Genomic DNA, 14,100 nt, shown 5'->3' on the forward strand with positions numbered 1-14,100 from the left:
TAAGAGCAGTATATAATCTCCGTCACTATTTCTGATATATAACTTCAAACTCTGTAACAATTTAATAAAATTTGTCTATTACTTCATAAGTACCTTATAAAATCATCATGCCTTGTTTTCGCCATTGAGATTTATTTAAAGCTAATATAATTTTAAAAAGATAAAACAAAAGAACTATTATAAAAATATCCAAAGAAAATTGTTGATGATTAATTTATGCTTGATTTAGGAAAATTAGCCCAAGCAATCCCTAATATGGGACAACAAATGCACACAGAGGCTTTAGCTAGTGTAGAAAGATTAAAATTAGCTCAATCTTTATTGCAAACTACAGAAAAAGATTTGGATACCTTCATTAAAGCTCAAGAAGAATGGCTCGATCGACTTATTTTTACCGCAGCAACTCCCATTGAACCAATTACGACTTGTATTGATATAGAATCAGCTAAAATCAGTCATAGTGTTTTCTCTACCGATGGCTCACAAATTGCACCTTCTCACCACGAAATTGCCTACTGTTACTTAATCAATATTGGGCGAATTATGTTGCATTATGGGCAAAATTTTCATCCTCTCCTTGATACCTTACCAGAAATTTACTATAAAAGTGAAGACTTATATGCTTCTAGGAAATGGGGGATTCGTATAGAAGAATGGATGAGTTATAAACGCACGGTAGCAGAAGCAGAAGTATTGGCAGAAATGGCTTGTACATGGGTTAATCCACCGGGTGCTCATTTTAATATACCTAATTTAGCCATGACCGATGGTTCTTTAATATACTGGTTTTTAGAAACTTTACCTGTAGAAGCCAGAGAGCAAATTTTAACTCCCATTTTACAATCATGGGAACAATTACGGCAAACGAATATTCCTTTGGTAGGTTATGTTAGTGCTTCTCGCAGTATAGACGCTATTAACTTTCTTCGTTTTCCTGCTTGTCCTCATCCTAACCCTAACTGTGTCGTTTTTTGTGCAGAAGAAGTAGATAAAACTCCTTGTCAAAAAGTTGAGCCTTTACGAGATGCTACGTTATGGGGCAGCATATTAAAGCCTCGTCAAAGAAGTGCTATTTTTAAGAGTAACTCTCGTATTTTGGATTTATATTGGGAAAAACAACGAACTTATTTTTGTTATCTTCATGTCGGTACAGAAGTTGCAAGAGTAGAGTTTCCTGAGTGGGTAGCTGAAAATTCTGCTTTATTAAATCAAGCCTTAAGTATCACTCTTACTCAAGTTGATAAGGGTTTTGGTTATCCAGTGGCTTTAGCTGAAGCCCATAATTTGGCAGTTATTAAAGGTAGCGATCGAAGTCGTTTTTTTGCACTACTAGAAGAGCAAATGATTAAAGCAGGATTGAGAAATGTTGGCACATCCTATAAAGAAGCACGAAAAAGAGGAAGTATTGCCTAATTAGGGATTAGGGAAAAATACAACTTTACCGATAATTCCTAATAATCCTGTTATTAATACTCCTATTAGCCCGAAAAAGCCTAATGTAATGGTATTTAAACGATTATTAATTTCATTAAATCTAGTCTCAACTTGACTGAATTTTTTATCAATTTTAGTCTCTAACTTTTCTTCTAAACTGTCTATTTTTATATCAAGTTTATCGATTTTAGTCTCTAACTTTTCTTCTAAACTGTCTATTTTTGTATCAAGTTTATCGATTTTAGTTTCTAACTTTTCTTCTAAGCGGTTTATTTGGGTATCAAGTTTATCGATTTTAGTCTCTAACTTATTGAGTAAATCTACCAAGTTAACTTCGATCGTTTGAGTCATGTTAAAATTCTCTTAAAGTTACAAATATTTTGTTAGGAATAGTTAGCCTCTACTCCTAATTCTAAAGCTATCCCCTTCAAATTTCCCGCTGAGGTAAAAAAAATGTTTAAGAAAGCCTTTTTCTTAGATAATTTCTTTCAGTTTATGAATTTTCATGGTGGTAAGTACCTAGGCAAAATTAATTGTATATTTTGAACCAAAGTTTATAAGAATATTTTCTACTCCTTTTACTAAATCTAAATAACTTTTATAACAGGAGTTCTCTAACCATTTATATTTCATAAATCTCCACAGTATTTCTATTTTGTTTAATTGTGGTGAATAATAGGGTGGTAGAAAGAATATTTTTAATCCTTTTTTTTCCCATTCTTCTTCTTTATTCCAGAATTTTTTATTTTGGTGAATCGAGGCATTATCCATTACTAATACTGTTTCCTTCTTTATTTTTTTACTCAAGTTATCTATACAAGCTATCACGACATCACTATTGATTGATGACTCAAATACATAGCTTTCTAACTCATTATTTTTTTTCATAAATCCTAACACATTTAATCTTTTACTTAGGCTACTTTCTCTTTCTATTTTTCTCCCTTTTTCTTGCCATCCATAAGGTAAACAAGGTACTAAACTAAATCCACTTTCATCACCATAATATATATCTATTTTTCCTTCATTTTCTGCTCTTTTTAGTTGCTCTAATTGTCTCTTTTTTTGTTGGTATAATTCAGGGCATACTTCCCCTTTTACCCTTTTCTTGAACCGATACCACCCCATGCCCTTTTTTTTTGCTAATCTTTTTATCGTATCTTTGCTTATTTTTATCTCCCACTCATTTTCTATTTTTTCTTGAACTATCTTTAAGGTTTTTGGATGAGATTTTATCCATTCTTTTACTTTTAATTCTTGTTGCTCATTTAAAGTTGATTTTCTTCCTCTTCCCTTCAAGCTATATAATCCATTTAAACCATTTTTTTCCTAATTATTAAGCCAATTATAAATTGTATTTCTACTAATATTTAATATTAACATTATTTGAGTAATTTTATAACCTTGATAACTTAACAAAATCGATTTTGCTCGATGTCTAACTTGATAGTATTTACTTTTTTGTTCAATAGTCTTTAATAACTGTTGTGTTTCTGGAGCTAATCTGGTAACAAATCGCATTTTTTATCCTTGATTTACTTATTTTTCATATTTTTAGCAGATTTTAAGCTACATTAATTATTTTTAAATATAAATAAAACTTTTGTATATTACTTTTTGATTTTATTAAATTTATTTTAATGTTATAATTATACAATTAATTCTGCCCACTTACTTATTCTATCCATCTGTTGAGATAAAGCTAAGCTCAACTTCCTGAATTTGCCATCCCCAGTTAAGTGTAATTAAGTATAGTAAGGTAAGTATAGTAAGGTTAAACTCAATTGTTGTAACTTTTCCATTTTCTATCTCATGACTGAGAATTTACGATAGAGAGCTGACAATAATTTTTTGGGGATGTCTATTGTAAAATTGAGTAAGAATAATTACCCAATCGTTAGTTTTAAATTAATTGTGTCTATAGAAAATATCCCGTTTAATACCATTGAAGAAGCCTTAGCAGAAATAAAAGCCGGTCGCTCAGTTGTAGTTGTAGATGATGAAAATAGAGAAAACGAAGGAGATGTGATTTGTGCAGCACAATTTGCTACCCCTGATATGATTAATTTTATGGCAGTGGAAGCAAGAGGATTGATTTGTCTTGCTATGACGGGAGAAAGATTAGATGAGTTAGATTTGCCTTTGATGGTGACAAAAAATACTGACAGCAATCAAACTGCTTTTACTATTAGTATTGATGGGGCTAAACATTTGGGTGTCAGCACTGGTATTTCCGCAGACGATCGAGCCAAAACCATCCAAATTGCTATTAATCCTACCACACAACCTGATGATTTAGCAAGACCGGGTCATATTTTTCCTTTACGCGCAAAAAATGGAGGCGTTTTAAAAAGGGCGGGGCATACAGAAGCGGCAGTGGATTTATCTCGTTTAGCAGGGTTATATCCTGCCGGAGTCATTTGTGAGATTCAAAATCCAGATGGTAGTATGGCAAGATTACCACAACTTTACGAATATGCACAACAACACCATTTGAAATTAATTAGCATTGCCGATTTAATCAGTTATCGCCTAAAACACGATCGTTTTGTCTATCGGGAAACAATTTGTAATTTTCCTAGTCAATTCGGGGATTTTCAGATTTATGCTTATCGTAATGTTTTAGATCATACAGAACATATTGCCATTGTAAAAGGAGATATTAACCAATTTGGGCAACTGCCCGTAATGGTGAGAATGCACTCAGAATGCTTGACAGGTGACGCTTTAGGCTCATTACGTTGTGATTGTCGAATGCAGTTACAAGCGGCATTAAAGATGATTGACAATGCAGGATTAGGAGTTGTTGTCTATTTACGTCAAGAAGGAAGAGGTATCGGCTTAGTTAATAAACTTAAGGCTTACACTTTACAAGATAGGGGTTTTGACACCGTCGAAGCCAACGAAAAATTGGGTTTTCCTGCAGATTTACGAGATTATGGTATGGGCGCACAAATGTTAAATGATTTGGGTATTAATAAGATTCGTTTAATTACTAATAATCCTCGAAAAATTGCTGGTTTAAAAGGTTATGGTATTGAAATAGTCGATCGAGTACCATTGTTTATAGAGGCTAATGATTATAATTCAAATTATCTTGCAACTAAAGCAGAAAAATTAGGACATTTATTTTTACAAACCTATCTTTGTACCGTTGCTATTACATGGCAAAATCCGCTAAATTCTGCCACAAAACGTTATCAAAAATTAGAAAATTTACGAAAATTAGCACGTAGTAATAATCTTATTTTACAAGAAGAAACTCGTCCTGTTTCAGTAGCTTTATTTAGTCAACCATCTATTATTTTTCACCTAGGATTTGACAAGCCAAATATGGTTAAATCTCAATGGTATAAAAACCAAAATCATCCTTATTTGAAAGCTATTTTAGATATTTTAACTCAAATTACTTCTTGGGAAAGTTTAGCTACTTTACAATTTTTAATAGCAGATGTTGAAGACCCCATGTTAGGTTTACAGGTAAGATTAGAAAGGGAAACTATTTCTAATACTTTATTTATTAACGAATTAAGCTATTCATTACAAACTCAAACTGTCTATATTTATGATTGTATGGAAAAATAACCAATATATAGATAAAATAAGCTATAATTCATAAAAATTGCATATTCTTAGTAGTAAAAACTGATGAAATACAAATCGGAGGGATTAAATTTAACAAACAATTGAAATAAATCAATTTTTTATAGTTTTGAATCAATTATTATCACTTTTCCCTATTCTTTATTATCTTTTCCCTCTCTTTACCGATAGTTTTGTGGTTCACCCTAGGTGATATTGATGTTAATTATTAATTGTTTTAAAACCAAATTTAACTTTGATATTTCGATCGATTTCAGCTATTTTACTAATATCAATACCTTGATTACTTGCATCTTTTAAGGCTTTTTTATCTGGTGTATAAGTTACTTTTTCTGTGCGATATTCAGGGGGTAATTCTTCAGGTTTAATCTTAATATTTATCTTAGGATATTCTCTAAATATTAAACTTCTTTCATTTCCTTCTTCTTTTTTATTTAAGATTTTTTGTTGATGTAAATTTAATAATCTTTGCTGTAATAAATCCTGTCCTTTTTTTAATTCTTCAACTTCATTTTGAAACATCTCATTAACTTTTTTTTGTTTAGCAAGTCTGCTAGTAATAGCTAATTCATATTGATCATTTATCCACGCAAAACCATCTATATCAATGTCTAATTTTTCTAATAAAAAAATAATTTCTTTCTCATCATCAAGATTGATTAATTCTTGCCAAATTTGACCAGCTTTTTCATGATAATTTTGATATAAAGAGGTAACAACATTTTCAAATTTATTGTCTTGATTAGAGCTAATTTTTTTAGTAATTTCTTCTAAAGAATTATGATAATTAACGTTTAATTTATTTTTATTTTTGTCTAGTTTATTTTTAATCCAATCTTTCTTAAACTGATGTAAATATTCTTGATAAAGATTTAAAATATTTACCGATGAGTTCATTTTTCTTTGATGATAAATATCCTTTAATTCTTCTAATAAAGTATGACGATGATTGAGATCTGTATTCAACTCTAAAAATTCTTTAAATTGTCCATAAAATCGACTTAAACGTTCATCTAAGATATTTTTTGATAAATTAAAAGTATTTTGTAAAATTAGCTTAATTTGACGTAAATTAGTATCTCCATGAAGATAATTAATAATTTCTTGAGCAAATACGATCGCAATTTGTTCAATAGATAAAAGAGAATTGATAGGAAGAAAAATAGGAAAAGCAAGAGAAGAAAAACCACTACTATCAGCTAAAGTCAAGCAACGATTAATGATAGTCTTAACTAAGTTTAAATCTGTTAATTCTATTTGCTGATAATCATAAATTACAGTATGAAAAATAGCCTCTGCTTTTAATTTTCCTCCCGAAGTAGTTAAAATTTGTCCTAATTGTTTTATTTTCCTTTTTTCTAATTCTTTATGAATAGTTTTACCTCCTTTTGTCAACAACATTCGGGAGATGTCTTCACTCATGGATAAATCAATATCAGTGTAATTAACTAAAACTTCTACATTACAATTGATCAGAGAGTTGTATTCTACTGTGAGTTGAGTATGTTCGATCGAAGTCTCTAAAACTAGATGAGTAAAGTTAGGAGGATTTTTTGAAAAAGAAACAGGAGGAGGAGGATTAAAGTCTAAACCCTGTAAATTTTGCCAAGTCAAAGGTAAACTGGCGGGATTTTGACAAATAATTGGCAACCAAGTGGCACAAGGAAATTCAGTTTCGAGGAGTTGTAATTTTTCTCTTGCTTGTCTGACAGCTAAATATAAAGGTTGATTGTCAGCAAAACTCTCTAAAAATTCCTTAATAAAAACATGAGCAACCTTATCTGGTATCATTTCTCCCATGACGATTATTTGAGATAAATGTAATGCAACTAAATCTTGTGCTAATCCCAAGCCATCACAGGAATTAAAAATAGCCAATTTTAAACCTTTTTGAATTGCTTGTTTTAAGGCGTGATTAAATTCTTCAATGGTGATAATATCTTCTTCATTTAGATATAAATTACCCTGCCAAGTTTCTGGATTTTTACCACTATGTCCGGCAAAAAAAAGTAAATCCCATTCATGCTCATAAAGATGATAAAATAAATCTTCTCGATTAGGATTATTTAAGGTAATTATTTCTGCTTTTTGTAAATTAGTTAATACTTCTTGATCTGGTTTTAAATTAATTCCTTCACTGTTACCAAAAATCGCTAAAATTTTAATTTGAGAACTTTCTTTTAAGTGAGTATTTAAAGTTGTATATTCGACAGGTGCGATAGCTAATTCTGCTTTATGATATAAATTAAGAAAAGAATCAAAAAATAAATGCCAAGGAAGAAAACGTAACTCTTTAATATTAGTTTGAATCAAAAGTCTGACAGATTCTTGAGTGTCTAATTCCGTTAACAATTTTTCCCTAATTTTACCAAAAGATTCTATTTCACAATGATACCAATTTTTTAAAGTTTTCTTGAGTTGAGAAGCAGATACTTGACAACTATTTGTAATGCGAGTAATCTGTTGCTTAGAAGATCCTAACCTTACTTGTTGATGCAAACTCCGATAACTTTCTTGCCATTGCTGATAATGGAGAGTAATGGGTTGACAAGGAGGAAGTTTTCCCATGACAGTAGTAAAAGGATGGGTAATACCATCGGGATTATCTTCACAAATTTGCAAACTCACATGAAAACCATTAACAAAACTACCTGATTCTATCTTGAAAAGAATTAATTTACCCATGTTAATAGTTAATAGTGGATACTTGTAGTTAATTTTTTTCTAATGGTAAAATTCTTACATTGCTTTTCTAATGACAATTTAATCTTCTTTCTTCTAGGGATAGATAATTGTCAATTGTTGAATGTTATGGCGATAGTAAATCCGCTCCCCCCCTAGTAGGTAAAACAAAAACAGGAGGAGAATTGTTATTCTCAGGATTTTTGGAGGGTTTATCTTCTGGTGTCGTTTCTTCTGTCGGATTATAAATACTCACTAACACATTGACTAATTTATCTCGTTGTTGCATGGTTAGCTTTTGAATGATTGCTCGATCGAGTTCAAAGGGATTTTGTGTTAAAGTACTATTACCCGGGTAACGTTGCTCATCGATAATTTCATTTTTACCAAGATAATCCGCCAGAGTTAACTTCCAATCAAGACGAAAAGTGGTAGGTCGTGCTTTAATATATTGATGATAGCGAACCATACGACTAACTAAGGTATTTTCGATCGCTTGTTGACTATTGGTGATGCTGGTATAATTATTTTCCAAAGGCAAATCTGGTATTTGTTGATATACTTCCGTTGCAACTTTTTCAGGGGAAATACTTTGAGCAAAAACCAAAAGATAGTTTGAATCTTTCTCCCCTAATAATTGAGAGATAAAAGGAGATGTACCAAGATAATTAACTAAAAGAAAAGCAGTCAAAAATAAGGAAAAATTCAACCACTTTTCTTGCCATAATATTCTAATATTAGTCATCACTAATAATTTCAGGTTGAGTAAGTTCATCAGACATTTCTATAATAGCTCTGAGGACAGGTTTCATCACCTCTTCTATATTTTCAAAGTCTTCTTTTCTTCTTTGTTTCGCTCTTTTAGCAACGGCTACAGTAATCTTATAACGATTAGAAGCGGCACTCATCAACTCATCACTGCGAAACATTATTTGACTGGAATCAAAGCTATTTTTCTTCAGCATTCTTATATTATCATCAAGTTTCGATGTCTAATTATATCCTAATCTTCCTCTGTAAGCAAAATGTTGGCTATGAAAACAGTGTATATTAAATATCAACGATCAACTCTCAATTAATTCTTTGTCAAATGGCAACTTCTCTATATTCCCTCGCTCATAATAGTCTGCAACAGTCGATCGCATGGTATTCTAGTAAAAAACGTCATTGGAATTATCCCCCCAATTTAGAATTACAAAATGCCGTAAGAGATGACTTAAGAATATTAAAAACGGCAGCAGAAAAATTAGAAGAAAAAGTAATTAAAATATCTGCTTTTGGTTTAGTTAGTCGGGGTAAATCTTCTGTTATTAATGCTTTATTAGGGCAAAAAATTTTAACAACAGGGCCGATAAATGGGGTAACAAAATGGCCTAAATCTATACGTTGGACTCCTCCTACAGGAAAAATACAAATTGAGTTAATAGACACTCCTGGATTAGATGAAATTGATGGAGAAATTAGGGCTAATATGGCAAAAGAAATTAGTCAACAATCCGATTTAATTTTGTTTGTCATTGCAGGAGATATTACGCGCACCGAATATCTAGCGTTGTTAGAATTGCGTCAATGGCAAAAACCTCTTATTTTAGTCTTTAATAAAATTGATTTATATCCAGAAACTGACTTAAATTCTATCTATCAACAGCTACAACAATTAAGTAATCAAACAAAAAAACCCCTGTTTTCTCCTGATGAAATTGTATTAGTTTCAGCAGAGCCTCAACCTATTAACTTACGAATAGAATTACCTAATGGTAAGATTAAAGAAGAATTAGAATATTTGTCTCCTAATATTGAGTCATTACAACAAAAAATTTTAACCATTCTTAACAGAGAAGGAAAAGCATTGTTAGCTTTAAATTCTTTGAATCAAGCGAGAATTGCTCAAAAAAATATTGCTCGTAAAACTATCCAAATTAGAAGTAAAGAAGCAGAAGATATTATCTGGCGATATGCTAAATATAAAGCCTTAATTGTAGCAGTAAACCCCTTCATATTTCTTGATTTAATAGGAGGATTAATCACGGATTTAACCATGATTCGTGCTTTAGCCCGATTATACGGTTTACCCATTACTAGCTACGAAGCTGGAAATTTATGGCAAACTATTGTTAAAAGTTGTGGTGGATTATTATTAACAGAAATTGGCACCATGATAGTATTAGGATGGGCAAAAACTAGCTATGCTATCAATAGTTTATGGGAAAATCCCGCTAGTTTTACCACTTTAGCCACAACTGCTTTAGCACAAGGTACAATGGCCGGTTATGGTTCATATTTAGTAGGGAAAACGGCTCAAATTTACCTAGAGAATGGTTGTACATGGGGTAACTCTGGTGTTGATACCATTATTAGTGAAATTATCGCTCAAATGCCTCCTGATTCGATCGTTTCTCGTCTTATTTAATAGTTATTTTAAGATAAATGGTGAACCATAAAGATATTATAATTTCTTGCAAAGCCCCTCATGGTACAAAGTTTTATTATCGAAAACGATGGCTTTTTCACAGTAGTTATGATAAATTCAGACAAAATAGCTTTTATAACGATCGCAAAATATAGCTCATAAAAATTTTAAAATAAGTTTGTTATAAATTGACAGTTTTAATTTAACCTAACACCCTTTCTGAAACCTTTTTTATGATTTCTAATAAAATATATCTAAAAAAAAATAGCTTTCAATCACTATCTAATATATTAATGTTGGTGGGTTTTACTATAACTATTATTTTTATTTTTCTAGCTTTTTCTGCACCATTATTACAAAATATAGGCTTAATTCAAGATCCATTAGAATCATTAAAAAATCCCATTCATCAAGCACCTAATGCTAAATATTTTTTTGGTACAAGTAGTCAAGGTTATGATGTTTTCTCTCGTACAATTTTTGGATCTCAAGCCGCTTTAAAAGTTGTTTTATTAGCAACATCTTTTAGTTTAATTATTGGCGTACCGTTAGGATTAATTAGTGGTTATTTTGGAGGTAAAACTGATAAAATTTTACTCTTTTTAATGGATACTATTTACACTCTTCCCGGATTATTATTATCCGTCACCCTTGCTTTTGTTGTAGGTAGAGGAGTTATTAACGCCGCCTTAGCTTTATCAATTTCTTATATACCTCAATATTATCGAGTGGTGCGTAATCATACCACTAGCGTTAAAACAGAGTTATATATTGAAGCGGCGAAGGCAATGGGGGCATCACCTGCTAGAATTTTATCGAAATACTTATTTTTTAATGTCATCCAAAGTGTACCTGTTTTATTTACTCTTAATGCGGCTGATGCTATTTTAATTTTAGGAGGTTTGGGGTTTTTAGGATTAGGATTACCTGAAGATGTGCCAGAATGGGGATATGATTTAAAACTCGCTTTAGATGCTTTACCTACTGGAATTTGGTGGACTGCTTTATTTCCGGGATTGGCTATGACTACCATGGTAACTGGTTTATCTTTATTAGGTGAGGGATTGAGTGAGTTATTTAATCCCAGTAATAAATAGGTATCTTCATTCAGAAAAATAAGAGGATTGAGGAAAAATCATCTATTAAAGTTGATTTCTATTTGCTATATCGAGGGAAAAGTAAGGGTAAAGATACTACCTTTTTCTGGTTGAGAAATTAAAGTAATTTTACCATCCATTGTACTTACTAAAGTTTTGACGATCGCAAGTCCTAAACCAGTACCTCCTGTTTGTCTATTTCTAGCTTCATCTACTCGATAAAAACGCTCAAAAATTTTATTTTGTAAAGCTAAAGGAATGCCAATTCCTCGATCGATAATTTCAATTATTGCTGATTTATTTCTTTTTAATTTTATATCAATTTCAGTATCTTTAGAAGAATATTTAATAGCATTATCAATTAAGTTAAGACAAATTTGTTTGAAGCGATTTTGATCTACTTTGATTTTTATATCGCAATTTTCTTCTGTTAAATTAATTTTTCTACCACTATATTGCTCTGCTATAGCAATAATTTCTCTTATTAAATCGTTCACTATTATTATTTCCATTTTCATTTGAATATTACCATTATCGGCTCTTGCTAAGTCTAATAAATCTTCTAATAATTGTACCGTACGATCGGCTTCTGATACGGCTACTGATAAAGCCTCTTTTTGTATAGAAGTTAGATTATCTCCTCGTCTTAAAGTACTTTGTAAATAACCAGATACAATTGTTAAAGGAGTTCTTAATTCATGAGAAACATTGCTTAATAATTGTTGTTGATTTTCCCAACTTTCACCTAATCTTATTAACATTTTTTCCAAACTTTCAGCCAATTTTTTTACTTCATTAGGAGTGTTATGAAAATTAATTGATACTTCTTTTAGTTTATCTGCCGAGATATTTTCAGCTACAGTGCAAATTTTTTCTAAAGGTTTTAATGAATAAGAAATATATAAAACTATTGCTATAATCATAATAGTAATAGCCATAATATTAGCGATCGTTAAACTATTGATTAAATGAGCAAATAAAACTTTTTCATTACTAATATTTTGAGCAATATATAAATGACCTAATAATTTGTTATTAATATTTAAAGGCATACCACAAATAATCCAATATTGATTATCTATATTGATGACTTTTGGAATAGAATTAATATTATTAATAGTAGTTAATTGAGGAGAAAAAATCAGAGATTTAGCTATAATTTTTTTATTATTATCTTGAAACCAATAAATATTTTTATGATCAGATAAATTGTTAATAGTTTTTTGAATGCCCATTTCTAAAGAAACCATTTCACTATAAATTTCTACATCATGGGGAAAACGATTAGCCACATAATTAACAGTTTGTTTATGGGTAGTCATTAGTAAATTTTCCATTTTCCAATTCATCCACAAAGCAACACTACCTAATCCTAAAGCTGATAATAAAGCAATTCCAAAAGTAAGGCGAATTTTTAAAGAATTAAAATGATTAAATTGAATATTAGATAAATTAGGCAAAATTTTGTATAACATTATTATGTTAATAACGACTCCTTCTTATTCATTAAATCTCACTAAACTGATATTTTCCTGAAAATAAGCTAAACATATAAGAATACCTGAATTCGATGAAAAAAATCTTTGATGTGGCTAGGTTTTAGGCTTTAGGCTTGATAGCGAATTGTTAATTTTGCCAAATTTGTTTAATTATTTAATGAAATAATCCTAAGTAAAATCAATTGTTAATGGTTTTTCATCAATTATTTACCTAATATCTAACAATTAATACCTAATACCTTGTCCTTATCCATAAATTTTGTGTCTAACTGAGGTAATAATTGTCTAAAATATTCATAGCTTTAGTAATAAAAATAATAAATTAGAAGTATGTTATCTTATTAAAAATGTAAAATAATTAGATAATCTCACCACACTTAACTATTATATGAATTTTGAATCAGCGATCGAAACCGTAGGATTAACTAAACGATTTGAAAGACATATCGCTGTTAATGATGTGGATTTACAAGTAAAAAAAAGGGATATTTATGGTTTAATAGGCCCTAATGGTGCAGGAAAAACCACTCTAATTCGGATGTTAGCGGCGGCAGAAAATCCCACCAAAGGAGAAATTTATCTGAATGGCGATCGACTACTTCTTGATGAAAGCAATCAACATCTTAAACAGCATATAGGTTATTTACCCGACGACTTCCCTTTATATGACGACTTGACAGTAATTGATTATTTAGAATATTTTGCCCGACTATATAATCTTAAACAACCTCAGCGCCATCAAAGAATTCAAGAAGTACTGGAGTTAGTCAACCTTGAATCTAAACGTAATGCTTTAATTGCAACTCTTTCCAGAGGAATGAAACAAAGATTAAGTTTAGCAAGGACAGTTATTCATCTACCGACTATTTTACTCTTAGATGAGCCCGTTTCTGGATTAGATCCGATCGCAAGAATGGATTTTCGAGAAAGTATAAAAACTTTACAACAAACAGGTATGACAATTATCATATCCTCTCATGTATTGTCAGACTTAGCAGAATTATGTAATGCCGTCGGAATTATGGAATTAGGATGTTTAGTCGAAAATACTACCTTACAAAATTTATATAGTCGTCTTAGTCGTCAACAAATCATGATCAGTATTTTGGGAGAAGATGATAAATTAGAAGCAGAATTGAAAAACTGGGATACAGTCAAAGCATGGGAAAAATTACCTCACGGACAAATTAAAGTTGAATTTACTGGTAACACAGAAAACTCTGCTAACTTGTTAAAAAGTTTAATTGAGGCGGGTATCCCCATCAACGATTTTCATTGTCAACAGGAAGATTTAGAAAGTATTTTCTTACGGTTAGGACATAAACAAGTATCTTAAGCTAGGAGGTATAGAAGTAGAATAGTAAGGGGAAGCAAT

At 30.8% G+C, this 14,100-nt stretch carries 11 protein-coding genes and 1 pseudogene; 5 read left to right on the forward strand and 7 right to left on the reverse strand.

Features of this window, described 5'->3' with window-relative positions:
• Window positions 1–216: 216 nt before the first annotated feature.
• The gene (locus GM3709_RS04820; protein ID WP_066116797.1) at window positions 217–1,413 is read left to right on the forward strand and encodes a DNA double-strand break repair nuclease NurA; all 1,197 of its coding nucleotides are present in this window, start codon (window positions 217–219) and stop codon (window positions 1,411–1,413) included.
• On the opposite strand, the gene GM3709_RS04825 is transcribed toward GM3709_RS04820, so the two are convergent.
• The 3 genes and pseudogenes from GM3709_RS04825 to GM3709_RS20955 form a co-directional block, all read right to left on the reverse strand.
• Window positions 1,414–1,785 carry a hypothetical protein gene (locus GM3709_RS04825; RefSeq protein ID WP_066116799.1) on the reverse strand — a complete coding sequence of 124 codons (372 nt, stop codon included), beginning with the start codon at window positions 1,783–1,785 and terminating at the stop codon, window positions 1,414–1,416.
• Between the two features lie 168 nt (window positions 1,786–1,953).
• Window positions 1,954–2,748, reverse strand: a pseudogene (locus GM3709_RS04830) (IS630 family transposase); the annotation flags it as partial.
• A 15-nt stretch (window positions 2,749–2,763) separates the two neighbouring features.
• Window positions 2,764–2,955: a helix-turn-helix domain-containing protein gene (locus GM3709_RS20955; protein WP_197671864.1), complete on the reverse strand. Its 192-nt coding sequence runs from the start codon at window positions 2,953–2,955 to the stop codon at window positions 2,764–2,766.
• A 393-nt stretch (window positions 2,956–3,348) separates the two neighbouring features.
• Here GM3709_RS20955 and ribBA point away from each other — a divergent pair, with 393 nt between their 5' ends.
• Entirely contained in the window at window positions 3,349–5,019 is a 1,671-nt protein-coding gene (gene ribBA / locus GM3709_RS04835) for a bifunctional 3,4-dihydroxy-2-butanone-4-phosphate synthase/GTP cyclohydrolase II (protein ID WP_082713048.1), read from the forward strand.
• A 219-nt stretch (window positions 5,020–5,238) separates the two neighbouring features.
• Here the strand turns inward: ribBA and GM3709_RS04840 are convergent, their stop codons facing one another.
• The 3 genes from GM3709_RS04840 to GM3709_RS04850 form a co-directional block, all read right to left on the reverse strand.
• Window positions 5,239–7,722 (reverse strand): CHAT domain-containing protein, encoded by a 2,484-nt coding sequence (locus GM3709_RS04840; RefSeq protein ID WP_066116801.1) that lies wholly within the window; start codon window positions 7,720–7,722, stop codon window positions 5,239–5,241.
• A 124-nt stretch (window positions 7,723–7,846) separates the two neighbouring features.
• The gene (locus GM3709_RS04845) at window positions 7,847–8,464 is read right to left on the reverse strand and encodes a hypothetical protein (protein ID WP_066116803.1); all 618 of its coding nucleotides are present in this window, start codon (window positions 8,462–8,464) and stop codon (window positions 7,847–7,849) included.
• Window positions 8,457–8,684, reverse strand: a complete 228-nt coding sequence (locus GM3709_RS04850; RefSeq protein WP_066116805.1) for a DNA-directed RNA polymerase subunit omega — start codon at window positions 8,682–8,684, stop codon at window positions 8,457–8,459. Before GM3709_RS04850 ends, GM3709_RS04845 begins: the two co-directional genes overlap by 8 nt.
• Before the next feature lie 125 nt (window positions 8,685–8,809).
• On the opposite strand from GM3709_RS04850, the gene GM3709_RS04855 reads away from it, so the two are divergent.
• Both GM3709_RS04855 and GM3709_RS04860 read left to right on the forward strand, forming a co-directional pair.
• A complete protein-coding gene (locus GM3709_RS04855) occupies window positions 8,810–10,129 on the forward strand; it encodes a GTP-binding protein (protein ID WP_066116807.1) in 1,320 nt (439 codons plus the stop codon).
• A gap of 293 nt (window positions 10,130–10,422) precedes the next feature.
• On the forward strand, window positions 10,423–11,226 hold the full coding sequence (locus tag GM3709_RS04860; protein ID WP_396229703.1) for an ABC transporter permease: 804 nt from the start codon (window positions 10,423–10,425) through the stop codon (window positions 11,224–11,226).
• 65 nt (window positions 11,227–11,291) lie between these two features.
• On the opposite strand, the gene GM3709_RS04865 is transcribed toward GM3709_RS04860, so the two are convergent.
• Window positions 11,292–12,701, reverse strand: coding sequence for a cell wall metabolism sensor histidine kinase WalK (locus GM3709_RS04865; RefSeq protein WP_066116810.1), 1,410 nt, complete (start codon window positions 12,699–12,701; stop codon window positions 11,292–11,294).
• Between the two features lie 412 nt (window positions 12,702–13,113).
• Between GM3709_RS04865 and GM3709_RS04870 the strand changes: the two genes are divergently transcribed.
• The gene (locus GM3709_RS04870) at window positions 13,114–14,061 is read left to right on the forward strand and encodes an ABC transporter ATP-binding protein (RefSeq protein WP_066116812.1); all 948 of its coding nucleotides are present in this window, start codon (window positions 13,114–13,116) and stop codon (window positions 14,059–14,061) included.
• The last annotated feature ends 39 nt before the right edge of the window (window positions 14,062–14,100 follow it).

Origin of the sequence: Geminocystis sp. NIES-3709, from assembly GCF_001548115.1 — a bacterium.
In the GTDB taxonomy this organism is placed as follows: domain Bacteria; phylum Cyanobacteriota; class Cyanobacteriia; order Cyanobacteriales; family Cyanobacteriaceae; genus Geminocystis.

Bases quoted from the DNA above. Each gene is read 5' to 3' on its own strand.
- GM3709_RS04845 (WP_066116803.1), bottom strand. From the start codon at position 8,464: ATGACTAATATTAGAATATTATGGCAAGAAAAGTGGTTGAATTTTTCC.
- GM3709_RS04820 (WP_066116797.1), top strand. From the start codon at position 217: ATGCTTGATTTAGGAAAATTAGCCCAAGCAATCCCTAATATGGGACAA.
- GM3709_RS20955 (WP_197671864.1), bottom strand. From the start codon at position 2,955: ATGCGATTTGTTACCAGATTAGCTCCAGAAACACAACAGTTATTAAAG.
- GM3709_RS04850 (WP_066116805.1), bottom strand. From the start codon at position 8,684: ATGCTGAAGAAAAATAGCTTTGATTCCAGTCAAATAATGTTTCGCAGT.
- GM3709_RS04865 (WP_066116810.1), bottom strand. From the start codon at position 12,701: ATGTTATACAAAATTTTGCCTAATTTATCTAATATTCAATTTAATCAT.
- GM3709_RS04840 (WP_066116801.1), bottom strand. From the start codon at position 7,722: ATGGGTAAATTAATTCTTTTCAAGATAGAATCAGGTAGTTTTGTTAAT.
- GM3709_RS04860 (WP_396229703.1), top strand. From the start codon at position 10,423: ATGTTGGTGGGTTTTACTATAACTATTATTTTTATTTTTCTAGCTTTT.
- GM3709_RS04870 (WP_066116812.1), top strand. From the start codon at position 13,114: ATGAATTTTGAATCAGCGATCGAAACCGTAGGATTAACTAAACGATTT.
- GM3709_RS04855 (WP_066116807.1), top strand. From the start codon at position 8,810: ATGGCAACTTCTCTATATTCCCTCGCTCATAATAGTCTGCAACAGTCG.
- GM3709_RS04825 (WP_066116799.1), bottom strand. From the start codon at position 1,785: ATGACTCAAACGATCGAAGTTAACTTGGTAGATTTACTCAATAAGTTA.